Origin of the sequence: Vibrio sp. 10N.247.311.13, from assembly GCF_041467595.1 — a bacterium.
Taxonomy (GTDB): Bacteria; Pseudomonadota; Gammaproteobacteria; order Enterobacterales; family Vibrionaceae; genus Vibrio; species Vibrio crassostreae_C.
The window spans coordinates 31,828-56,923 of sequence record NZ_JBFSUX010000008.1 but is presented as its reverse complement, the minus strand read 5'-3'; the positions used below and the strand labels follow the sequence as shown (position 1 = coordinate 56,923).

General features: G+C 38.6%; 19 protein-coding genes. All 19 read left to right on the top strand.

What is annotated here, in order from left to right; all coding sequences use genetic code 11:
- The first annotated feature begins 5 nt into the window (after positions 1-5).
- The 19 genes from AB6E52_RS05395 (at position 6) to gpmM (ending at position 24,862) form a co-directional block, all read left to right on the top strand.
- The gene (locus tag AB6E52_RS05395; protein WP_102320634.1) at positions 6-656 is read left to right on the top strand and encodes an acetyltransferase; all 651 of its coding nucleotides are present in this window, start codon (positions 6-8) and stop codon (positions 654-656) included.
- Positions 646-1,707 (top strand): nucleotidyltransferase family protein, encoded by a 1,062-nt coding sequence (locus tag AB6E52_RS05390; RefSeq protein ID WP_102320633.1) that lies wholly within the window; start codon positions 646-648, stop codon positions 1,705-1,707. Before AB6E52_RS05395 ends, AB6E52_RS05390 begins: the two co-directional genes overlap by 11 nt.
- 3 nt (positions 1,708-1,710) lie before the next feature.
- Complete coding sequence (locus AB6E52_RS05385) at positions 1,711-2,673, top strand: Gfo/Idh/MocA family protein (RefSeq protein ID WP_102320632.1); 963 nt, start codon at positions 1,711-1,713, stop codon at positions 2,671-2,673.
- 24 nt (positions 2,674-2,697) lie between these two features.
- On the top strand, positions 2,698-3,387 hold the full coding sequence (locus tag AB6E52_RS05380; protein ID WP_102320631.1) for a cytidylyltransferase domain-containing protein: 690 nt from the start codon (positions 2,698-2,700) through the stop codon (positions 3,385-3,387).
- Positions 3,388-4,161, top strand: a complete 774-nt coding sequence (locus AB6E52_RS05375) for an oxidoreductase (RefSeq protein WP_102320630.1) — start codon at positions 3,388-3,390, stop codon at positions 4,159-4,161.
- Between the two features lie 42 nt (positions 4,162-4,203).
- A complete protein-coding gene (locus tag AB6E52_RS05370; RefSeq protein WP_102320629.1) occupies positions 4,204-5,184 on the top strand; it encodes a Gfo/Idh/MocA family oxidoreductase in 981 nt (326 codons plus the stop codon).
- A 9-nt stretch (positions 5,185-5,193) separates the two neighbouring features.
- A complete protein-coding gene (locus tag AB6E52_RS05365; RefSeq protein ID WP_102320628.1) occupies positions 5,194-6,132 on the top strand; it encodes a Gfo/Idh/MocA family protein in 939 nt (312 codons plus the stop codon).
- Positions 6,133-7,193: 1,061 nt separating this feature from the next.
- A complete protein-coding gene (locus AB6E52_RS05360) occupies positions 7,194-8,393 on the top strand; it encodes a hypothetical protein (RefSeq protein WP_102320627.1) in 1,200 nt (399 codons plus the stop codon).
- A gap of 632 nt (positions 8,394-9,025) precedes the next feature.
- A complete protein-coding gene (locus tag AB6E52_RS05355; RefSeq protein ID WP_102320626.1) occupies positions 9,026-9,730 on the top strand; it encodes an SGNH/GDSL hydrolase family protein in 705 nt (234 codons plus the stop codon).
- Positions 9,705-11,021, top strand: a complete 1,317-nt coding sequence (locus AB6E52_RS05350; RefSeq protein ID WP_102320625.1) for a lipopolysaccharide biosynthesis protein — start codon at positions 9,705-9,707, stop codon at positions 11,019-11,021. Before AB6E52_RS05355 ends, AB6E52_RS05350 begins: the two co-directional genes overlap by 26 nt.
- Before the next feature lie 26 nt (positions 11,022-11,047).
- Entirely contained in the window at positions 11,048-12,835 is a 1,788-nt protein-coding gene (locus AB6E52_RS05345; protein ID WP_102320624.1) for a hypothetical protein, read from the top strand.
- A 370-nt stretch (positions 12,836-13,205) separates the two neighbouring features.
- Positions 13,206-14,558, top strand: a complete 1,353-nt coding sequence (locus AB6E52_RS05340; protein WP_102320623.1) for a hypothetical protein — start codon at positions 13,206-13,208, stop codon at positions 14,556-14,558.
- A gap of 1,630 nt (positions 14,559-16,188) precedes the next feature.
- On the top strand, positions 16,189-17,874 hold the full coding sequence (locus AB6E52_RS05335) for a heparinase II/III family protein (RefSeq protein ID WP_372189945.1): 1,686 nt from the start codon (positions 16,189-16,191) through the stop codon (positions 17,872-17,874).
- Entirely contained in the window at positions 17,871-19,031 is a 1,161-nt protein-coding gene (locus AB6E52_RS05330) for a glycosyltransferase family 4 protein (protein ID WP_102320015.1), read from the top strand. The genes AB6E52_RS05335 and AB6E52_RS05330 overlap by 4 nt, the downstream gene beginning before the upstream one ends.
- A gap of 5 nt (positions 19,032-19,036) precedes the next feature.
- Entirely contained in the window at positions 19,037-19,990 is a 954-nt protein-coding gene (locus tag AB6E52_RS05325; protein ID WP_102320016.1) for an SDR family oxidoreductase, read from the top strand.
- Between the two features lies 1 nt (position 19,991).
- Positions 19,992-20,540, top strand: coding sequence for a sugar transferase (locus AB6E52_RS05320; protein WP_102320017.1), 549 nt, complete (start codon positions 19,992-19,994; stop codon positions 20,538-20,540).
- A 306-nt stretch (positions 20,541-20,846) separates the two neighbouring features.
- Positions 20,847-22,790, top strand: a complete 1,944-nt coding sequence (locus tag AB6E52_RS05315) for a nucleoside-diphosphate sugar epimerase/dehydratase (RefSeq protein WP_102320018.1) — start codon at positions 20,847-20,849, stop codon at positions 22,788-22,790.
- 130 nt (positions 22,791-22,920) lie between these two features.
- On the top strand, positions 22,921-23,103 hold the full coding sequence (locus tag AB6E52_RS05310; protein WP_017063154.1) for a hypothetical protein: 183 nt from the start codon (positions 22,921-22,923) through the stop codon (positions 23,101-23,103).
- A 226-nt stretch (positions 23,104-23,329) separates the two neighbouring features.
- Positions 23,330-24,862 (top strand): 2,3-bisphosphoglycerate-independent phosphoglycerate mutase, encoded by a 1,533-nt coding sequence (gene gpmM / locus AB6E52_RS05305; RefSeq protein WP_102320019.1) that lies wholly within the window; start codon positions 23,330-23,332, stop codon positions 24,860-24,862.
- The last annotated feature ends 234 nt before the right edge of the window (positions 24,863-25,096 follow it).

Genomic DNA, 25,096 nt, shown 5'->3' with positions numbered 1-25,096 from the left:
AGTCAATGCTTCCTATTGTAATCATTGGTGGAGGTGGTCATGCCTCCGTTCTTGCTGAAATATTACTTGGTCAGGGAAGAGAAATTCTTGCTGTCGTGAGCCCTGCAGATATCAGTCAAAGAGAAGTGTTTGAGGGAATATGTCATCTCAAAAATGATGGTGATGTTCTGAGTTTTTCTCCTCGTAACGTGCTCTTAGTGAACGGAGTCGGGGCTCTGCCAAAGTCGGATCTGAAACGAAAAGTGAACGAGCATTTCCTTGCTTTGGGTTTTCGGTTTGAGACGGTTATCTCGAGCAGCGCATCTATCTCTCCATTTGCAAAAATAGGGGAAGGTTGTCAAATTTTACATTCAGTTATTATTCAGACAGGGGCTACTGTAGGTCAGCACAGTGTTGTTAACAGTACCGCGCTTGTTGAACATGACACTAGCATTGGAGACTATTGCCACATAGCACCAAGAGCTTCACTCTGTGGCCAGGTCAATGTCGAAGAGGCTGTTTATGTTGGGGCAGGCGCCACTGTTATTCAAGGTGTCACTTTGGCTTCGGGGTGTATTGTTGGTGCTGGTTCGACAATTTTGTCGGACGTACAACCGAACACGATAACTTTTTCTAAATTAAATCAAAAAAATAAGTTGATCGAATATGATGAGTAGTTGGAAAAAAGCGATTTTATCACCATCGGAAAGCATCAGAACTGCATTAGAAATTATTGATTCTGAAGCCCTTCGTGTTGCCTTGGTCGTTGCAGACGATAATCGTTTATTAGGGGTCGTGACTGATGGTGATATACGTCGAGGTTTATTAGCGTCTAAGGGGCTTGATAATCCGGTCTCTGAGGTGATGAACTCTGATCCAATTACAGCTAAAGCATCGAGCTCTCGAGAAGAACTGATTGAGCTGATGAATAAGCTCGATATCCTATTTATCCCACTGATTGATGATGGCAAACTTACCGGTCTAGAGACACTCCATGGCGCTCTAGTTGACAAGCCAAGCTATGAAAACCCAGTGTTTATTATGGCGGGTGGTTTTGGTACACGATTAAGACCACTGACAGACTCTTGCCCGAAGCCAATGCTAAAAATTGGTAATAAGCCTATTATTGAAACGGTGATCCGCAGTTTTGTGAAAGCGGGTTTTGTGAATTTTTATATATCGACACACTACATGCCGGAGCAGATTATCAACTATTTCGGTGATGGCTCTGAACTGGGCATTAAGATCACCTATGTTCATGAAGATAAGCCTTTAGGTACTGGTGGTGCTCTAGGTCTTTTACCTGAGTCTTTGCCAGCGGATTTACCACTAATCCTAATGAATGGTGACGTGTTAACGAAGGTCGATTTCCAGCGTTTGTTAGATTTTCATCAGGAGAACCAAGCGGACGCAACAATGTGTGTGCGTGAATATGACTATCAAATCCCATATGGCGTGATTAACGGTGAAGGCAACAAGATCACGAGTATGGTGGAGAAGCCGATTCAGCGATTCTTTGTGAATGCTGGTATTTATGTTGTATCACCTCGAGTCATCAACTCGGTACCAAAGAACTGCCGTATTGATATGCCAACATTGCTTGAGCGTCATATGGAAGAGCGAGATAACGTTCTAATGTTCCCAGTCCATGAATACTGGCTAGACATAGGTCGTATGGATGATTTCAACCGTGCACAAGCGGACATTCACACTCTAGGGATGGACTAACCGATGAAATGTGTTGCCGTTATTGGTTTAGGGAATATTGCCAATCGTCATCGTAAAAACCTCAAGCAGCTGTTTCCTAATAGCAAGCTGGTTGCGATGTCTGCGAGTGGAAGAATCCCTCAAGAAGCTGTCTCTGATTGCGACGTTGTCGTGGGTGAGGTTAATGAACTTATCGCCCATGAAGTAGATCTCGCTATCGTTGCGTCCCCAGCGCCATTTCATGCCAAGCATGCTTTGCCTTTAATTGAGGCGAATATTCCGGTCCTCATTGAAAAACCACTTTCTGTCAGTGTTGCTGACAGTGAGCTTGTACAGCACGCTGTTGATAAACATGGTACGCCTGTAGCGATGGGTTACTGCTTGCGCTACTTATCATCAGCTATTGCCTTTAAAAAGCTGTTAGAGCAGCAAACGGCAGGGCACATATATAACGTGAATATTGAAGTTGGTCAGTATTTGCCTGATTGGCGTCCTAACAAGGATTATCGCAATAGCGTGTCTGCAAATGCAGAGTTGGGTGGTGGTGTGCTATTAGAGCTGAGTCATGAGCTCGATTATGTGCAATGGCTATTTGGTTCACTTGATGTGAAGCATGCAATTTTACGTTCTGGTGATGAATTGTCGCTCGATGTTGAAGATTGCGCTGACATCGTTGCTGTATGTCAAGGTGCGGTCGTCAACATCCACTTAGATTTCCTACAGAGAAAGCCATTCCGAAAGTGCCGAGTTATCGGTAGCTTAGGTACCTTAGAGTGGGATCTGATAAGAAACGAAATTACATTTGCTAGCTCTAAAGGTGATGAGGTTCTTTACAGTGAACCGGATTGGGATAAGAACCAAATGTATTTGAACATGCTGACAGATTTTATTTCTAAAATTCAAGGGCGAGAGCATTTCTGCATTGATGTCGCAGAAGCAAAGCAGAGTGTAGAGCTGATTCACCAAATCAGAGCAGCCAGTCACTAAATTATCGTTATTAAAGGCGTCACAATGAAAAACCATGCTTTTATTTTTGCTAGAGGCGGCTCAAAAGGGTTACCTGGGAAGAACATTAAACATTTAGCCGGTAAACCTTTGCTGCAGTATTCGATAGATGTTGCGAAATCATGTTCATCGATCGACCAAGTTTTTGTTTCAACGGATGATGCCGCGATCGCTGAGGTTGCTCTCGCGAACGGTGCTATCTTAATCGAAAGACCTGAGGAGTTAGCGTCTGATACCAGTCCTGAGTGGCTTTCGTGGATGCACGCGGTTGAATGGGTTGCTGATAAGTATGGTCCGTTTGACCGCTTTGTTAGCCTGCCGGCAACCAGCCCTCTGCGTAGCGTTGATGATGTAGAAGGTGCGATTAAGCAGATTATTGATAGTGATGCGGATGTTTGTATCGGTATCACACCTGCAAATCGCAGCCCATACTTCAATATGGTTCGAAGAGATGAAGCCGGTGATGTACAACTGATGAACCTTATCGAAGGTGGTGTTGCCCGTCGTCAAGATGCCCCTGTGGCATTTGACATCACCACGGTTGTTTATGTCACCTCACCAAGTTACATCCTACACAATCAAAATCTATTTGTAGGACGAGTGACAAGTATTGAGGTGCCAAAAGAGCGAGCAGTCGATATTGATGATATTTATGACTTTAAACTGGCAGAAGCAATCGTAGAAGGCGGTTTTTAAGTGGATAATTTATTAAAAGATAAAGTGATTTTCATCGCTGGAGCTGGTGGTTTATTGGGTACTAAGCTAGTAACCAAAGTGCTTACACAAGGCGCGCGAGTGATCGCTGCTGATATTAATGTCGACAGCATGAAAGGACGTATTGAAAACCTAGGATGTGATATTAACTCTGAAGCTGTTTCATTCCATGAACTCGATGTGACGGATGAAAGCGATGTTAAGCAATTCTTCGCCCAATTGGATGATAATGTTGATGGTGCAGTAAACGCGACATACCCAAGAAACTCGACTTACGGCAAGCACTTCTTTGATGTAAGCCTTGAAAGCTTCAATGAAAACCTATCACTGCACTTAGGCAGTGCTTTTTTATTCTCTCAACAAACAGCGTCCTATTTTCAGCGTAATACCAGAGATTTTTCACTAGTTAACATATCTTCCATCTATGGTGTTGTTGCACCAAAGTTCGATATTTATGACAACACACCGATGACCATGCCTGTGGAGTACGCGGCGATTAAGGCGGCGATTCAACATCTCAACAAGTATGTGGTTGCTTATGTGAGTGACAGTCAGTTCCGCATCAACAGCGTCAGCCCAGGTGGTATTTTCGATCATCAACCAGATGCCTTCTTACAGGCCTACAAAAAGAAAACCCATGGTGCAGGTATGTTAGATGTTGATGACGTGATTGGTGTGGTGTTGTTCCTACTATCAGAGCAATCAAAATACATCACAGGTCAGAATATCGTGGTCGATGATGGCTTTAGTTTATAAATGGTAACCCAGATTTTAAAAACTTAGATTGGTATTCGTTATATGAAAGACAATTTACTTATTATTGGTGCAGGTCAATTGGGCAGCCGACACCTTCAAGCTCTCGCTCAATTGGATGACAAGTTCCGCATCTATGTTTTAGACCCATCCGAACAATCACTCGTAGTTGCAAAACAGCGCTACGAAGAAGTTGCTCAAGAGACTTCGCCTACGGTGACGTATGTTACTGATATGGAAGCGATAGCAGGACTGAACATAGAAGTAGGGATTGTCGCGACTAACGCAGCCGTGCGCTTAAGTATCGTCGAACAGTTGATTGAAAAGCTAACAGTTAAGAACCTAGTTCTGGAAAAAGTACTTTTCCAATCTGTTGCACAACTTGTTGAAGCAGAAAAATTATTAGTAGGCGAAGGCGTGAAAACTTGGGTTAACTGCCCGAGAAGACTGTTTCCTGCATACCAGGAGTTAGCGCAACAGTATCAAGGCGCTCAATCTGTTGCTCTAGAAGTAACAGGAAGCAACTGGGGGCTGGGCTGTAACGCTATCCACTTTATTGATTTGTGGAACTACCTTGCTGACTTCTCTAGCTACGAGTTGGATTTCCAAAGCGACGTTAGTGTTATTGATAGCAAGCGCTTGGGCTACAAAGAGATCGTTGGTGGGCTTTCAGCACAATCAGATCAACACAAGCTATCTTTACATTGTGACCAGACAGAGAATGGTCAAGTGATGTTAGATATCTCCGTGACCATTGATGGTGAACGTATTGAGCTCTCTGAGCGTGAAGGAGTGGTGCGTTGGCTTGATCAAAATGGTGAAACGTTAAAAGAGTCGCCATTACAAATTTTCTTCCAAAGCCAGCTATCAAACAAAGTTGTGTTGGATTTAATCAACAAACAAGACTGTGAGCTGACGTCGTTAGCAACCTCAAATATGTTACATGCTGAGTTCTTGCGTAAAGCTACGGCAATTTTCGACCCTAACGCAAGCAGTGAACTAGAGCAGTTAGTCCCAATTACATAAGGTTTCAAAATGATATTAATGATTGGTGCCGGACCGATGGCACAAGAGTACGCGAAAGTTCTTAATGGCTTAGAGCGTGATTTTGTAGTGGTAGGGCGCAGTGAGGCTTCAGCGGCTAAATTTCAAGACGCGACCGGTGTGAGCCCTTTTGTTGGAGGGGTGGATAAGTTTTATGAATCTGAAGATCTTCAGCCGTTCGAGTTTGGTATCGTGACAACAAGCGTTGAGCAGTTGGCACCGACAACCATCAAGCTGATTGACCGCGGTATTAAGAATATCTTGGTAGAAAAACCAGCAGGTCTTGACGCGCAAGAAATAGCAGAACTTGCTGACTACGCGGCAAATCACGATGCTAAGGTTTATGTTGCTTACAACCGTCGATTCTTCTCGTCGCTACTCGCAGCAAAGGACATCATTGAGCAAGATGGTGGCGTTCAAAGCTTTAACTTCGAACTAACTGAGTGGGGGCATGTGATCGCGAAATTGAAAAAAGCGGAAGGTGTTAAAGAGAACTGGTTCCTTGCGAACACCACTCACGTAACTGATATGGCATTCCACCTTGGCGGTTTTCCTGAGCAGCTAAGCTGTTTCTTCAGTGGCGGTGAAGATTGGCATGAGCGCTCATACAACTTCTCCGGCGCAGGTGTATCAGACTCGGGTGCGCTGTTTGCTTATCACGGTAACTGGGGGGCTCCTGGTCGTTGGAGTGTGGAAGTTCTAACTTCAGCACATCGCCTGATTTTCCGTCCAATGGAAAAATTACAAATTCAGAAATTAGGCAGTGTATCCATTGAACCAGTAGAGGTGGATGATTTTCTGGATAATACATATAAACCAGGGCTATACAAACAAACAGAGGCTTTTTTATCAAGCCACACGGAAAACCTCTGTAGTTTGAGAAAGCAACTTTTGATGCTTCCTGTTTATGAGAGGATGGCTGGTTATTAAAATAGTATATAGCTGTAGTCAGTTGTTATAGAGTATCTCCAACGTTGGAAGAGAATCGACCCTATAGCTAAAGCTATGTGAAACTAAACGTCGATTAATTTAAACATCTGACGAAGAGTGTTTGGACTAGTTTAGAAAGTTAAGCTCTTGTTTGGTAGGAATATCTAGCAAATATTACACAGCTCGTATTGTTGTAGGGAGCTTAATTGAACTATTCTTTAGTCACATTATGAGATTCAATCCATTAGACTCTTTGTGGAAACTAGGATAACTAATTATCACGATGCTAAGGAAGAAATACCGATAAAAAAATATGAAAATAAGAATCCTTGTGCGTGATGAAGGACTTGCATTAAGTTAGTCAACCGATGAAGCACAACTGCAGAGAGGTTGGAGGAAGTAAAGTGGTAGATTTTCAAGAACGTTACATTGTTCTAGTGGATTTATACTATGTCTGTAATGCTTGATTATAGCAAAAACATATTAGAAAATTGTCATGACTTCTACGGAAAATATTTAGTTTGAGTCATCCAAGCACGATCCGGATGACGTTTTTGAGCAGGAAGAAATTAACGCTATGGGGCATAAAGATTAAGAATTTGTGCTTCGTTTTTTCTGGAAAATTCGGAGACTTTACTCCTAAGTGGAGACGTTTAAGAATTTATGTGTAATAACGACTCTGCGACAGAGATGTGTTTTTTATCATGCATTTACGTGTTACAGTTGTCTTATAATTTAATTAATTTTTTACAATTCAACAAGTTATGTACAATTAATTTAGGCATAAAAGTATGCGCTGGTAGTTAGATTTCATAATAAATGAAGGTGACAACTTGAACGCTAATTATAGAGGTTTAATAGAACCTATCCAGAATTTCCCCATATGCATAGGTTTTGTTAAGCCTGTAGAGGTGAAAGGCACATTAAATACAGAGTTCTGATAATTTATTTTTGGGAGGAAAGGTTTTAAGTGAAACTTCTGTTTGAGCGAGAGACCTATGCGCCATTGAAAAATTATGTTGTGCAACTGATAAACTTTATTGAGATAAGCGTTAAATAAAATGGTTTTGTTATATTCTACTTTGTTTTTTTATTCTGTAGGCTTTTTTTCGGGAATAGATGTACAGCCGGGATTTATATTATTTGCTATCATCTATATAGGCTTTAATATTAGTAAAGTCGAGCTGACCCCAAGAGAATTATCAATATCGGCTTTATTACTGGTTTTTTTCATTACTGGTTGTATTGTACATAGTCAAAATTTAGACTTAAAATTTATATTGACTTATTCTATAGTTATTTTAAATGTTTTTACTATTTATGTATTGATTAAATGCTTTAATTTCGTTATTAGTTCCAAATTAGTTAAAATAGTTTTTGTTATATATGCATCTGTAGGTATAATTCAATTTATCTACCCTGAATTTCTATCATTTTTAGTTACGAGGTCTGTGGATGCCGCTTTGTCTTTCGCATCTTCAGGGCGAGGGGTTCGGTCATTGACTGCAGAACCTGCTCAACTTGGAAAAGTATTTACTATTATATCTGTCATATACTTCCTAGTAGTAAAAGTAGATAACAAAGATTCAAATAGGAAAGTTTTTTGTTGGTTAACAATAATGTTGTTAGCAACATTATTAATATCTAGGTCTGCGTATGCAATAGCGATTCATTCTTTTATATATTATATTTTAGTTAGTTTACTAAGTAAGAGATATTTCGGTGTTCTCACTGTGATCAGTGTATTTAGTATGGTGTTTTTAAGTACTGCATTTTTTATTATTGCTCAGAACTACATGGACGTCAGAAGTGTAAAAATAATCTATAGCCTTTTCAATAACCCAGAATTTATTCTATCACAAGGCGCATTTAGGCGAGTTATAAATATCCCTATTACATTTGATCTTCTTAATTATTATGGTTTTTGGGGTGCTGGAAATATAGATAAAGTAATAAACGGTTGGATTCCGACACCAATTGGTACGTATTTTTATACAATGACAAACCGGGCGTATGGTGGTTATTTTGAATGGCTACTTAAATTTGGAGTTTTAGGTCTGCCCTTTGTGTTAACGATATTTTATTTTTGTACAGCATCTATGTCTAAATTTAAGGGTAAGCGTGTTGCACTCATTATTGCGATTGTTATATTTCAGGATGGTACACCAGTGCTTCCCTTATTACCATATGTTTTAATACTGAACTATTTTTTAGGAGTCAGGTGGAGAAAACAAGCCGTTTCTCAACGACTACTCTCTTAATAAAGAATTACTTTCATATATATTATTTACGATGGATGTAAAGACAATTTTCGCATATCTAGTGATAGTAATAAGAAACGAATAGCGGTCAATAGCCTAAGTAGATTCATGACGGCCATTGACTCATCAGCTATATCTCTGGCGATACCATCATTCCCTTAATTACTAAAGATAGTTGATTGTAGCCCAAGTATGGTTGATATCTGCATGGATATCGCTTTGAAAAAATGAATGTATTACTTGTTATTTATCAATATTTAAACTGCATTTATAAGACTATCGACTAAGCTACAAACCTAAAAGTGTTGGAGTTACATCACATACATGAAGTTGTTACTTATTTTTTCAGTTGTTATCGAGTGCAATATATTTCATTTAGTGTTTCGAAAAGTCCTTTCAGTCGCAAGACGCTAAAGAGGTAACGCGAATAGTTTGGAAACCGAACGAAGGTTTATCAAGTACTTGAGAAAGATAATTAGGTATATATCAATACCTTCGCTTTACAGATTTTAACATATCTCGTTTATTACATGAAAAACAGAAAAATTAAATTCCCATTAATCTTTATGAGTGCTCCATATTTTTAAAATCATGTGACTAAACTTTTAACTATTTGAAAGGTAATATTTATAGTGAATGTGTTATTTTTAACTGATTCTCTTGGCTATCCAAGAGAAGATCCGGATACTGCTAGAGGGGTGGATATATGGCCATATAAAGTATCTTCATTAATCAGAAAAAATAGATTATCAAAAAATATAAATCTATTTTTTGATGCAAAGCCTGGGCTAGATACTAATTCTCTAGCAAGGATTCGTGATAAACATATAAAGGCATTCCAACCTGATGTAATATTTATTCAGGTCGGTATTGTAGACTGCTATTCTCGAGCATTAACAAAAAAAGAGTCTCTGATCCTTTCAAAGTTACCTATATTAGGAAAAGTAACGAAGTACATTGTGAAAAAGAACTATAAAAAAATTGTTAAGTTTCGTAATATTTCTTATGTAAATAAAATTGATTTTAAGAGAAACTTAGAATATTTCCGTGATGGTTTCAGGGAATCAAAGTTAGTATTTATTCCAATAGGGCCGAGCAATTTAGATTATATGGATTCTAACCCATTAATTGAACAGAGAATCAATGAATATAATCAAATATTAAAGAGTATTTCTGGTTGTATATTCCTCGAAGATCTTTATCATAAAGTTAACGTAGAAAACCTATATTTGCTAGACAACCATCATCTTTCTTTATTTGGGCATCAGGTTGTTGCCCAAAAAGTATACAATGTATTGACGGATATGATTGATGACGATACAAAGTGGGGCTCTTAAAATTGTGAATAAAGGGTTTCTTTCATATGGCCTCGCTATAGGGGTTCCGCAAATAATCTCGTTTGCTACCTTATTAATGTTATCTTCTTATTTGGGTAATGAGTTATATGCAAAAATTGCAACCTTTGAAGCTTGCCTTTTCTTCCTCCAAGCGACGATTGGATTAGCTGTAGGGCGTTCTGCTTCTAGATTTTATATCGATGATGGCGATTATATAATCTCAATTGCATCAGGTGTTGTGATTATTTCATCACTATTATTGTTTTTGATTTCTACTTTTACTAATTTTTATTTTGACTTACTAAGTATAATAAATATTGATTACAAGCAATATTCTATGTTATATGTTTCTTCGTTGGGCTACATCCTTTCTTCTATAACGTTAGTTAAATACCAATTTACAGGTGAAGCAAGTAAGTACTTAATTTTATCAATATTTAAAACGTCTTTATTATTTATTGCAGTATATATATCAATACTAGTTTTAGGGAACAGTGTCGATGTATTCCCTATATCTCACTTTTTTGTAGGGTTGTTGTTAATTTTAACATCAATTCTTATAAACAGACCACGTTTACTTATCTCTTCAGATTTTAAACTGATAAAAGAAATGTTGTCATATTCATTGCCATTTGTCCCTACTCTTATAGCTGCATGGGTTATGTCCTGGTCAAATAGACTATTTATGGTGAATGAAATACCTCTTGCTGAAATAGGTCTCTATTCTATAATACAGAGATTCTGTATGGTTTACTTTATATTTACACAAGCTGCTTCTGTGCTACTAACCCCTATAATTTATAGGAAATTAAAAAATGGGTTAGATGAACAAGTGTCGAATATTTCGATAAAAATAATGGTATTTTATTTAATAGCTAGCATCATCTTGTTCTTAGCTTTATCTGAGTTTTTGGTTTGGTATTATAATTACGATCACAATCAAACTCTTATTTTTGTCGCTATACTTATGATCGTGAACTATTTGTCATCAATCACAGCCATTAGTACTAATATACTATTTAATTATTATAAGAAAACATTGGTTCAAATGTTTTTTTATTTGTTCGTGTCAATTATAAGTCTTTCTTTCAATTATTACTTTATACCTGAATTTAAAATGCTTGGTGTGTTTATTTCGTTGATAATACCTCTAGTTGTTTTGAATTTTTTTCATGTTATATATTTCATCTCATCAAATAAATATAAATTATTGAGTAAAGTTCTGTTTGTTGTTACATTAATACTGTTATTTATTTCTGGTGTTGTTTTAACACGTTTCGATATTCTGTGATATTTTAATTTAGGATGTAAACTATTATGAATAATATTGTCCTTGTTCTGAGTGAATTAGATTGTAGTCAAAAGAGACAAGTACTAATAGATCTGAAATCCGGATCTAAATTGTTTTATTTGGATAATATTACGCTGGATGATGAATTAAGGGAGCGTGGTGAATCTTTATCATCAATGGGCAATGAAGTTAGTGATGATCTGTCACATTTTTTTAAGCAAGTGAAAGATAAATCTCACCTCGAGGGGGTGAAAAATAACATTCCATTCTTGGATGGACTCGTAGGTTCTATGCTCGAACCACTTTTTGCCTGCTTAAGGCTAGTAACAACAGCAATTAAACTTGGTGGAAGAATATATGTATATTGCGCTAAATATACTTCAAAGAAAATCCCATTAGTAGGATACAAAACAATAGAGTCTCCTTTTGGATCCTCTTTACTACTAGGTGCATACATAGGAAATGCAATAAAAGGTCTAGATTTTGAATCGTCTAAAGTGACCTTTCGTTATAGGCGTCGTGATATATTATGCTACGGACTCCTTAGACTATCGATTGTTAAAATTATAGAGGTTACTTTTTATTTTAATTTCATTGTTAAACTATTGAGATTGAGATTGAGATTGAGATTGAGATTGAAAAACATAGAAACTATTAATAAAAAAGATACTTTTAAGGGGGATGTGTTTATAGCTAGAACTCATCTCCAAATACAGTATGCAAGTGATTTGGCAGGTTGTTCTCCTGATGTCGGTGTAGATTTAGTTCTCATTCCTCAAGGTAGGCTAGGCCGGTTAGAACAATTGATTGACGTAATTTCAATTATGCCAAATAATATAAGGCTACATCTTCCATCAGTACGTCATACATTAGTTAACGTATTCAAATTTTTAGTTTTTAATGGTAAGGCTTTCTCGGAAGATAGCGTATACACTTTTCCTCACTTCAATTACTCTTTTAGCTCACGTTCAATAAACGAAGAGTCGAGATGGTTTCTTTATGAGGGCGCGTACTCATCAAATCTTAGGAAAACATTACCCCAAAACTGTAAGAAAATATTAAATTTCTCTCTTAAAGGACGTTATGCTATTTTTGAAAAAAGTATGGCTGATGCGTTAGGTATTCCCGTATCTACAATTCAAACAGCGAACCTAGATGCAAATAAATCATATGTTTTTCCTGTAAGCGATTTTTATTGTGATTCTAAAATATCTTATAACTTGGATGCTAGGGGATTCAATAATACGGGGAAGTTACTCTATGAAGGCTGTCCCTTTAAACTAAAAGGGCTGGCTAGAATAAAAAAAATAAAAAAAATAGCCTTTTTCACACAACCTTATGAGTTTGAAATAAATTTGGTTATAATTAGATTTTTGCTCAATTGGTGCAAAAGTAACGATAGTTCACTTGTCGTCAAGTTACATCCTCGAGATAACGAGAGTAATTATCTTTGTCTAGGTGAAGAGGCCTTAGGGTTATTCGCTTTTCTGAAAAATGGACCGGTTAGAAGAGCTATAGAAATGACTGATATTTGTATTACTAGAACTTCAGCTATCGGAGTAGAAGCACTAGCTTTAGGAGTTCCTTCTCTTTATTGCGTGTTTTCAGATTTTGACCATTCAGTTAAATATGGGTATATAAATTTAATCAAGTCAGAAAGGGCATTTGCGAAAAATGTGTCAGAACTTAAAACGTTTCTGGATAATACTGAATTATTAAATGAACTTTGTGAAAGGATGCAAGATACAGTTTTTGGAGGAAAAGACATATTAAATTTGTCACACACTTTATTTGTTGAGAGCAAAGCTTTATAAGCGAAAATTATAACCATCACCAATAAATTTAACAGTCCTTATGGCCGTTGAACTATAGGTAATTACTTGGTATCTAGTGCCTCAATACATTCAATTAATTTCTTCACGAGAAAATGAGATGTGAATGGGAAGATGTTATTCCATTGACTTTTTCTATAACTGCCAAGACAACGTTGTTATAGTTTTATCTACCATTTTTGGATTTCGTTTCCATTTTTATCGTTTATAAGATGACATCATAAAGTAGATAGTAGAGTTTGGTGATTTAATAAAATAGCTCATAGGAATGTTATGTTTAGTTTTCAGGGTTTATAGACAAGTCCCTGCTTATTTTTGATTATAGCTTATTGTATAGTTTAGGAGTTAATTAGTGTCAGTAACTTTTTTTTTAAAGAATAATCTCAACAAGCTTCCTTTGGGAGTTAGTGTTGGTCAGTACCTTGCTAAGATTCCATATCAATATCGCCCAGGGATAGGAGGAAGCTATTCAAATTCTCAAGAGATTATAGAAAAATTTAAGTATAACTCTGTTGGTGATAAACAAGAATATATATTTCGCAGAGTGAAAAAATTAGTTGAGCATGCATATGTTAATACTGTTTTTTACAAAAAATATTACGATGATTGTGAATTTGATATTAAGCTTTTAAAGAGTTTTTCTGACCTGGAAAAAATTCCTTTTGTATCCAAAAGTATCTTAAGCCACTACTCGACAGATGAGATCAGTTATAAAGTTAAGGGTAGGGTTTTGTCTAATACCGGGGGGAGTTCAGGAGCACCATTTAAGTTTTACACTTCACCAGATGCAATCGGTCATGAGTGGGCACATATACATGAGATGTGGGGGAAGATCGGTTTCAAACCGGATATGCTTAAATTAAATTTCTATGGAAGGAGTAGTGTCCTAAATTTTGTTGATTATGATCTTATCAGGCATTCTCTCGTAGCTGATATATACTCTGATTTTAATAAAATTGAAGAAAAACTTTATGAATATATCGAAAGTAATAAGGTTTCATTTCTTCATGGTTACCCAAGTACATTGTATGAATTTGCATGCTACTGTGAAAAATCCCCTAGGTTAAAGAAATTGCTTTCTTCTACATTACGTGGTGCATTTTTAAGTTCAGAGTTTCCTCATGATCGTTATCGAAATAAGATTGAATCAGTTTTTGGAATCAAAACTCAGGCATTTTATGGGCATACAGAAAGGTGTGTGATGGCTTATGAAGTTTCTAAATTTAAATATAAGGTTTTCCAAAGTTACGGATTTGCTGAATTAAATAACAGCAATTTGGTTGGGACGTCTTATAATTCTTTTGCGACACCTTTAATAAGATATGATACAGGGGATACTGTTACATCTGAAGAGTTTGAAAATGGTGTGTTAGATTCTTTTGTAATGAAGGATGGTCGAAGTGGTGAGTATATATTAGATGTAAATAATAAGAAGATCCCACTTACAGGACTTATATTTGGTCGCCATCATGAGATTTTTAATTATGTTTCAAATATCCAGATTGCTCAGAAAAAACCCGGAGAGGCTGTTATTTTATACTGTCCAAACACAAAGCTTTCGACTGCTGATGCCAGAAAATTATTTGATGCAAATAATGTAAATGTATCTTTTGAGTTTTTTATATTGAGTGGTCCTATAAGAACAGTTTCAGGAAAGTTGCAATTAAAAATTAACTATGATGAATGGCTTAGTAGCTTGAAATGAGTAACTATGGTGTGGTTTTTAAATAGTTAGCTAGTAAATTAATTGTATGTAATAATATTTTAAATTATTATCCAGTTATATAGTAAAGTTCAATATGGATAATATATTTATTTTTCTTTGCTATATTTCATAAAGTAAAGCCAGGTTGATTTATCGTAGTTTTCAGAATCTAAAATGGTTGTTTCATCAAGAATTATGTTGTGAGATTTTTAGTTATCTATTTATTCCTTTATTATGTTATCCCGATAAATATTTGTATAAGATTTTAAAAAGATGATTTTTGCCATCTTTGATATCGGATGATCACTTTGGTTTGGCGTGGAAATGATAATGGTATTTATGGGAGGGGGAGAGGTTCTTCTATGGAGTTTAGCTTTTTAAGAGGCTCGATCGAAACAGGAACGTTCTGATGCTTGGTATATGGGGCATTTTTCATTCGACTAAAATTTGGGGTGTTTTATTTTCTTACATTTGTACTCCGAGTTAAGATTAATAAGGTGATGAGTTTTGATTGACGTTGTACCTAAGTTTTTCAACCCATGATTATATTGGTAATGAAACCTGTTAATTATCAAATGCACAGGTTTAAAATTTTCTTGAAATCGCAATTTTATTTAAACTAATTATAGATGTTGAGCTAATTTATTTCGATAAAATTGGAGTTCGGATGGTTAGACTAGGATTGTGATACTTATATAGACTCCGATATCAAGTGGGAATACTTTAAAATTATGTCTCACAACGTCCCTGAAACTGAGAGGTGATGTTTAATTAGATTTTTAAGGTTGAATATTTAATTTTTCTAATAATTAAAGTGTGCTTGTTAAACAATCTATACTCCGGTGTTGTTATAATAGCAATGAATTTGTAAAGAATGAACATTTAAGCATGATATCACCTGGAAACCTTTACCTGATTTTAAAAAAATCGTATAAAGTTTATTGGGTTTAAAGAATGTTTAAACTAAACGGTAATAATAAAAGTTAGCATTAGAACCGTATTTCTGAGATTTGTTTTGTAATTGAATGATTCTAATGGCTTTTCAGTTAGTAATGGGATTATAATGTCCCAGGTGAAATATGACCACATTTTGTAATGTAATACATCTATAGTCGGACAATATTCGCGAATTGGTTTTTATATCATTCAATGAGATTCTTGTGCTAGCCGAACTTTAGTAAATCTTTAGTATTGAACGCAGGTAAGAACGCTCCAATGAAGTCGTTGAGCTTCAAAGTTAAAAATTAGAGTTAGATATTGCTTTCTGATTTAGTTGTCCTAGTATTGTCGGTGGCAATCCTTACGGTTATTTCTTGTTCCGTGCGTTAGTATAATTAAGAACTAGTCGTCAAAAGGTTTCGATTGTTTGGGTTTATAGCTGCGTGACTAACTCAATAGGTAACACAAACACAGTAGCTTGAAATCATCCTAATGCCATCGGCAATATTGTCACATCGAGATGGAATGTTAATGGAGTATATAGTTAAGCCGCTAGAATTTTTGGTCTGTTATAGGCTAAGAATAGAAAACCCACAGCAATCTCCATCTAAATCGTGAGAAAGGAGTTGCTTCAGAAGTTAGTGGCTATTACCTCAAAATATAGACTTGAATTTTGAGGTTTCTTCCATTGATGGTGAAAACCTTTATAATCTTAGCGAACAAGTTATTTAATATGATAAGAACAATTGATAGTTTACTTAAACTGTTAAATACGGTGAGGTACCTTAGGTTTAAACAAGTATATTACAGAGCTTATTACAAATTTCGAAAACCCAAGCCAGTAGAGTGCGGTCAACCACATAGTGCTTCATGGCAGTGGCGGGGCCCATTACTGAACAAGCAAAGCATCTTTAGCGAGACTAAAGTTCTGTTTTTAAATCAAAAGGGCAAGGTTACATGCTCTGCTGATTGGAATTGTAACAGTAAACCTAAGCTATGGTTATACAACTTGCACTACTTTGATGACTTGAGTGCTCGAAATGGCCTGGATAGGTGTCAACTGCATCATCAGTTTGTTGATAAATGGATTGAAGACAATCCAGCTTGCCATGGAAATGGTTGGGAGCCATACCCGATTTCACTGCGATTAGTGAATTGGGTTAAGTGGTGTAGCGTTCAAACTGAAGTGCCACCAAAGTATCTCAAGAGTATGAGCGAGCAAGCAAATGCGCTGACTCAGCAGTTGGAGTACCATATTCTTGGTAACCATCTGTTTGCTAATGCAAAGGCACTAACTTTTGTCGGTGCGTATTTGCAAGGAGAAAACTCTATGCAATTGCTCTCGCTCGGTATCAAATTGCTCAATGAAGAATTGGATGAGCAATTCTTGGAAGATGGCGCGCATTTTGAACTTTCTCCAATGTATCACGAGATCTTATTATGGGATTTACTTGAACTGATTGACTTGGCTAACACGAGCCAGTGTAGAGAGTTAACAGAATGCCTACCCAAGTGGACAAAAATTGCAGAAAAAGCTTTGTTTTGGCTGCTATCTATGGTGCATGATGACGGCGAAGTGAGCTTTTTTAATGATGCGGCCATTGGGATCGCAATGCCTCCGCAGCAAATTTTTGCTTATGCACACTCCTTAGGGCTGAAATGCACTCAGGCTGAACAGCAATTGATCACAAACAAAAATAGCGGCTATAGTCGTGTTTCGTTTGCAGATTATGCGGTTATATTCGACCACGCAAATGTAGGTCCTGATTATTTGCCCGGTCATGCACATGCTGATACTTTGAGTTTTGAGTTATCTATGGGCAAGCAGCGGGTTTTCGTCAACTCTGGCACTTCCTTATATGGTACCAGCGTGGAACGCGTCAGGCAGCGACAAACAGCGGCTCACAATACGGTTTCGGTCGCAGGTATGGATTCATCACAGGTTTGGTCTGGATTCAGAGTAGCAAAGCGTGCTTATGCGGAGCTGGTTAAAGTCAGCAATGCGGGACAGCAAGTGCAGCTTGTAGCCAGCCATAATGGGTACATGCAGCAAAGCCCAAAAGTTACACATACTAGAGCTTTAGATTTTGCACCCGATAGTTTGGTGATCAATGATACGTTGTCAAAAGAGGCTCCTGCTTGTTTTCATCTGCATCTCCATCCTGAGGTGGATGTTATAAAACTTTCAGAGAGTGAACTTAAAATAATGCATGGTAATAACTTACTCTGTGTATTTATTAGCTCTGAGCCCTTAGTTATTAAAGACAGCTCTTGGCACCCTGAATTTGGCAAAACTATCGAAAATAAGAAAATTGAAATAGCGTTTGCTAGTGGTCACTTAAGAACAGAAATTAAACAGATTAAGAGGGATTCGTGAAAATACTGGTTTTATCATTTTACTTTAAACCGGACCTGTGTGCTGGCTCGTTTAGAACAACTGCTTTGGTTGAGCAATTGAAGCAGCAAGCCGGCGTTGATGTTGATGTTGTAACAACAATGCCCAATAGGTATGCCAGTTTTAACGAAGATGCAAAAAGGGAAGAAGTTGACGGCAACGTTAGGATACGACGTATTGATCTTCCATCACATGAAAGTGGTATGTTAGACCAAATTAAATCTTTCAAAACATTTTATCAACAGGTACAAAAGTTGGTGAAAAGAGAATCTTATGATGTGGTTTTTGCAACGAGTTCGCGGTTGTTTACTGCGTTTTTAGGTGCTCGAGTGGCTAAAAGCAAGAAGGCTCCATTGTATTTAGATATACGTGATATTTTTGTTGATACGATTAAAGATGTGTTGTCTCCCAAGGTTGTTTGGGTGCTGAAACCGATACTTTCTGCAATTGAAAAATATACATTTTCTTCGGCAAATCATATTAACCTCGTTTCTAAAGGATTTGAAGGATATTTTAAGGCATGCTACTCAAAGGCTAATTATTCTTGGTTTACAAATGGTATTGATGGTGAGTTTTTGAATTTACCTACTCCTGATAATGAAGCCGCTCTTCAAGACGGTTCTAAGCGTCTTGTATACGCAGGGAATATTGGCGAAGGACAAGGGTTGCATACGATTCTCCCTGAATTTGCCAACTCAGTATACAAAGATATTCAAATTAGTGTTATTGGAGATGGTGGTCGAAAGCAGCAATTAGTTGACAGTATCTCTGGCTTAACAAACTTAGAACTGTTGCCGCCGGTAAACAGGCAGAAGTTAATTGAAGAGTACTTAGATGCAGATATTCTCTTTTTGCATTTAAATGATTACCCCGCATTTGAGAAAGTGCTTCCCTCGAAGATATTTGAGTATGCCGCAACGGGTAAACCTATTTTAGCTGGGGTTTCTGGGTATGCTGCGGAATTTATAAAATCAGAAATTTCTAATGCTGAAGTGTTTTATCCCGGAGATCATAAAGGCGCAATGGATGCGTTGAATAAACTAGAACTGGTGCACACAGATAGAAGCGCTTTCATTGGAAAATATACCAGAGCGAACATAATGAAGGATATGAGTAACTCGATTGTTGAATTAGGGTAGTTATCATGAGTAAGATTTTAATTACTGGCTACTCAGGGTTTGTGGGTGGTCACTTATTAAATGCCCTAGGCACATTAGAAAACGTTAATTTGCTTGGGCGATCCACACCTCCCAAGTGTCATCGATACTTAAAAGCAAGTATCGATCCTCATTCAGACTATTCATCGGTGCTACAGAGTGTTGACGTTGTTGTACACATTGCTGCCCGTGTCCATGTTATGAGTGACACGGCAGAAAATCCGTTGGAAGAATTTAGACTAATAAATACTGCTGGCACGCTTAACCTAGCGAGACAAGCTGCGGCAGCTGGTGTAAAGCGTTTTGTTTTTGTGAGTTCTATTAAAGTAAATGGCGAGAGCACAACTGAAAAACAAGCTTATAGTGCTTTGGATAAACCAATTCCAGAGGACGCATATGGCATGTCCAAAACTGAGGCTGAAGAGCAGTTGTTTACCCTGAGCAAAGAAGTTGGAATGGAAGTTGTTATTATTCGTCCACCGTTAGTATATGGTGTTGGTGTCAAAGCTAACTTTGCTTCTTTAATGAACTTGGTTTCTAAAGGCTATCCTTTGCCATTTGGTTTAATCAGTTTAAATAAGCGCAGTTTAGTGTCTGTAACCAATTTAGTTGATTTAATTGTTACCTGTATCGATCATCCTAAAGCTAAGAATCAAGTGTTTCTAGTTTCAGATGATCACGATGTTTCTACATCTGAAATGGTACGACAAATGTCAGTTGCTTGTGGTAAGACAAATTTTCAATTACCTATCCCTGCTTGGTGTTACAAGTTTGTTGGTAAGTTGCTTAAAAAAGAAGATGTAGTTGATCGTCTTATTGGTTCTTTACAAGTAGACATATCCCATACAAAAAAAACATTAGATTGGACACCACCTCAGTCTTTACAAGATGGTTTTAAAGAAACAGCAGACTACATTTTAAATAAACAAGGTAATAAGTAACATGATCCGTTTAATCGACTTTCTAGCTTCTTTCTTTGGTTTATTGTTCCTATGGCCAGTTCTTGTTGTTGTAACCATTATCGGCATGTTTGATACAGGTTCACCAATCTTTGTTCAAGAACGTGTAGGGCGCAACAAAAAACCATTTAAGCTTATAAAGTTTCGTACTATGAGTGTTGAAACAAAATCGGTGGCAAGTCATTTAGCGAGCGATGCTTCAATCACAAGGCTTGGTGGCTTTTTGCGTAAAACTAAAATTGATGAGCTACCGCAATTAATAAATGTTGTGAAAGGTGAAATGAGTTTAGTTGGTCCTCGCCCCAACCTATTTAACCAAGAAGAGTTGATCAGAGAGCGAGACGCACAAGGCGTGTATGATGTTTTACCAGGTGTAACCGGTTTAGCTCAAGTTCAAAATATTGATATGTCTACACCAGAGTTATTGGCTAAAACGGATAAGCGCATGATAGATACGCTGACCTTGAAAGATTACTTCAAGTATATCTTGATGACAGCGACTGGCAGTGGCTCTGGTGATGCAGTTAAATAATCCCCATTCTTAGAACGAGTCCTTCTCTTTTATACCCTTGCTCTTCTAATCATTGGCTTAGTGATTTGAGAGTATCAGGCATGAGAGCGTTGTTCGTGTAAACTCTCTTCTTCGTTGGTCTAAAATACCCCAATAGGCTAAAGTTTTTTAAACAATTGGGGTTTTTTTACCAATAACAAAACTAAGATCGAAGTAAATTTCGGATTGTCGTTTGTAAGCTCTCCTAGCGAACTTCAGCCATATTCAGTACTTCCCACTTATGCAGTCTCTGTGGCTTATTAAATTAAAATAAATAAGAATATTATTATGCAACGTCTCAATTTTATCTGGCAACTTTCTCGCTTACACAAGCGGGTAGTGAGTGTCCTCATCGACTCTTTGCTCATCTTAATTGCTCTGCATATTGCTTTGTGGACAAGGTTAGGTGATGTAACACTTTTGAATGACGGCGATAGCTTGTTATTGATGGGCTTAACGGTAATAACAACGGTCCTCATTTTTACAAAAGTTGGACTGTATCGTGCCATACTCCGCTACCTAACTTTTCAAGCACTGTTTGTGGTAACGGCAGGCGCAATATTGTCGGCAGTATCTTTGGCCGTATTCGCCTATTACCTGCAAGAGCCAATCCCTCGTACGGTGCCTATCATCTATGGTGCTTACTTAGCGCTATTATGCGGTGGTTCTCGTCTTGTGGTTCGTAATCTTGTTGCCACTACGTCACCTTCGAAAGACTCACGTCAAGAAGTGTTGATTTATGGTGCGGGCTCGGGTGGTCGGCAGCTTGCGGTGGCACTTCGTGCTTCCGAAGATTATCGAGTCAGAGCATTTATTGACGACGATAGCACCCTCACTAACACGGTGATCTTGGGGTTACCTGTTGTCGGTTTAGGCAAGACTCAAGCCTTGATCGATAAATATGATATTTCCAAAATATTACTCGCGATACCAAGTGCTTCTCGTGCACGCCGTAAGCAAGTATTGGATTTGCTGGCGCAGCTGCCCGTTGAGATTCAAACCGTTCCTGAAATGGCGGATATTGTGTCTGGCAAAGCGAAAATTGATGAGCTGACCGATGTACCTATCGAAGATTTGTTAGGTCGCGATGCGGTTGCGCCTCAGCAAGCTCTGATGGAAGCTGACATCAAAGATAAAGTGGTGATGGTGACCGGTGCTGGCGGCTCTATTGGTTCTGAACTTTGTCGTCAAATCCTCAAACAACAACCTAAAACATTAGTGTTGTTTGAAGTCTCTGAGTTTGGCTTGTACCAAATTGATCGTGAGCTTTCTTTAGTGAAAGAAACCAAAGGTTACGATGTTGAAATCGTGCCTCTACTAGGCTCGGTGCAGCGTTCGCATCGCTTGTTAACCTCAATGCAATCTTTTGGTGTGCAGACGGTTTATCATGCTGCGGCTTATAAACACGTTCCTCTAGTCGAGTACAACGTGATAGAAGGCGTACGTAACAATGTGTACGGCACTTACTATACGGCTAAAGCCGCTATTGAAGCGGGTGTTGAGTCTTTCGTGCTTATCTCGACAGACAAAGCGGTACGCCCAACTAACGTGATGGGCACCACCAAGCGTATGGCGGAATTAGGCCTGCAAGCTTTAGCTGAGCAAGAGAACCAAAAAGAGCACGGCACACGTTTCTGTATGGTTCGTTTTGGCAATGTACTTGGCTCGTCTGGCTCGGTTATTCCTCTGTTTAAAAGGCAGATTAAAGCCGGTGGCCCACTTACTGTTACCCACCGCGATATTACCCGTTTCTTTATGACCATCCCTGAAGCGGCGCAGCTGGTTATTCAGGCGGGCGCTATGGGTAAAGGCGGTGATGTGTTTGTTCTTGATATGGGCGAATCGGTCAAAATCACAGACCTTGCAGCAAACTTGATCAACCTTTCAGGCCTTTCTGTTAAGAATGAAGAGAACCCTCATGGTGATATTGAAATCCAGTTCTCCGGCCTGCGCCCTGGTGAGAAGCTCTATGAAGAGTTATTGATTGGCGATAATGTATCCCCAACCGCTCATGAGCGAATCATGACGGCACAAGAAGTGTTCTTACCGATTAATGAATATGACACGCTACTTGAATCTTTGGATTTTGCTTGTCATAACCTACAACATGATGCGATTCGCCAGCTTCTTCTCGATGCACCAACCGGGTTTAAGCCGACAGATGGGATAGGGGATTTGGTTTGGAATGCTGCTCAGAACCAAGAAGAGCTCCTTCTAGAGCCTAGAGCCTAGAACCGATATTGGGTTCGGTTATTTGAATTATGACCTTCCGTTAGCGTGTTTTTTACACAATTCTTTCGAAGGTGTTCTGTTTATTGTCCATAATTACTATGAGCTTTAATAGCGATATGAGGCAGTAATCATGATAATAGATATTTCATCTAATCAAGAAATTGAAGAAAGTTTGGATCAAATATTGTGGGATGATTTTAGCTTTCAATATGTTACCAACAAAACCACAGTGATAGAGCAACCAGCAGTGCATGATCTAAAATCACAGGACGATGATGAAGAGCATGACACTGAGATTAATCTTCTAAACTGAAGAGCCGTGAGGCTACCGTTGTTCCGCTTTTTCAATATGGATGGTGGGGATATAAGTATTCATATCCCTACTTTACTCCCTTCTAAAATGACGCTTTTTTTCACATTCGATCATCCTACCTGCGCCCTTTCTTGATCTTCCGCTACAGTTTTGACTGTAAACTGTAGTAAAATTACGCTAATTTGTTTTTATACCGATTTATTTTGAATTGAACGAGGTCAGTCCTATGTCAGCTAAGAAGCCAATGGCTCTAGTGATCCTTGACGGTTACGGTTACCGTGAAGACAACCAAGACAACGCTATCGCGAACGCTAAGACTCCAGTTTTAGACGGTCTTATTGCTAACCAACCTAACACGCTAATCTCGGCTTCTGGCTTAGATGTAGGCCTACCTGATGGCCAAATGGGTAACTCTGAAGTGGGTCACACCAACATTGGTGCGGGTCGCGTGGTATACCAAGATCTTACTCGTATTACTAAGTCAATTTCAGATGGTGAGTTCGGCCAAACTGAAACGCTAGTGAACGCTATCGATAAAGCGGTGAAAGCTGAGAAAGCGGTTCACATCATGGGCCTTATGTCTCCAGGTGGCGTTCACTCTCATGAAGATCACATCTACGCAGCTGTTGAAATGGCAGCAGAGCGTGGCGCAGAGAAAATCTACCTACACGCATTCCTAGACGGCCGTGATACGCCGCCACGTAGCGCAGAAAACACACTGGCACGCTTCCAAGAACTGTTCGCTAAGCTAGGTAAAGGCCGTGTGGCTTCGCTTATTGGTCGTTACTACGCAATGGACCGTGATAACAACTGGGATCGCGTTCAAGAGTCTTACGACCTGCTGACTCAAGCAAAAGCAGAATTCACGTTTGATACAGCGGTTGCTGGCCTAGAAGCGGCTTACGCTCGTGATGAAAACGATGAGTTTGTAAAAGCGACTGAAATCAAAGCAGAAGGCGAAGAGTCTGCCGCTATCGTAGATGGCGATGCGGTTATCTTCATGAACTACCGTGCCGACCGTGCTCGTGAAATCACACGTGCATTCGTGCCTAACTTCGACGGTTTTGAGCGTAACGTATTCCCAGCGATCGACTTTGTGATGCTGACTCAATACGCAGCAGACATCCCGCTTCTATGTGCATTCCCACCGGCTTCTCTAGAGAACACTTACGGTGAATGGCTATCGAAGCAAGGTAAAACGCAGCTACGTATCTCTGAAACAGAGAAATACGCGCACGTTACTTTCTTCTTCAATGGTGGTATCGAAGACGAGTTTGAAGGCGAAGAGCGTCAACTTGTTGCTTCTCCAAAAGTAGCAACTTACGACCTACAGCCAGAAATGAGCGCACCAGAGCTAACTGAAAAGCTTGTTGCCGCAATCAAAGGCGGCAAATACGACGCTATCGTTTGTAACTTCCCTAACTGTGACATGGTTGGCCACACTGGCGTTTACGATGCAGCAGTTAAAGCGGTAGAGTCGCTAGACGAATGTCTTGGTAAAGTGGTTGAAGCAATCAAAGAAGCGGACGGCCAACTGCTAATCACAGCTGACCACGGTAACGCGGAAATGATGGTAAACCCAGAAACGGGTGGCATCCACACGGCGCACACTAACCTACCTGTTCCACTTATCTACGTGGGCAGCAAAGACGTTGAATTCAAAGAGGGCGGTAAGCTGTCTGACCTTGCACCAACGATGCTTTCTTTGTCTGGTATCGCAATCCCTGCTGAGATGTCAGGCGATGTGATCGTTAAGTAATCACTTAACTTTCATCGAATACTAGAACGGCTACGCGTGAGTGTGGCCGTTTTTTTGTATCTGGAATTTGAGTATAGATGCGGGATGCGAGTAAACGGGATACGAAGAGCTTAAGGGCAGGAATTGGGTAAGAAAAACATGCAGGGTAGAACATAAGGGCACGACCTTAAACAAAAGACGAAAAGAACGGCCTTGATAAATATCGAAAGAGTGACATTGCTTGAATGATTAGGT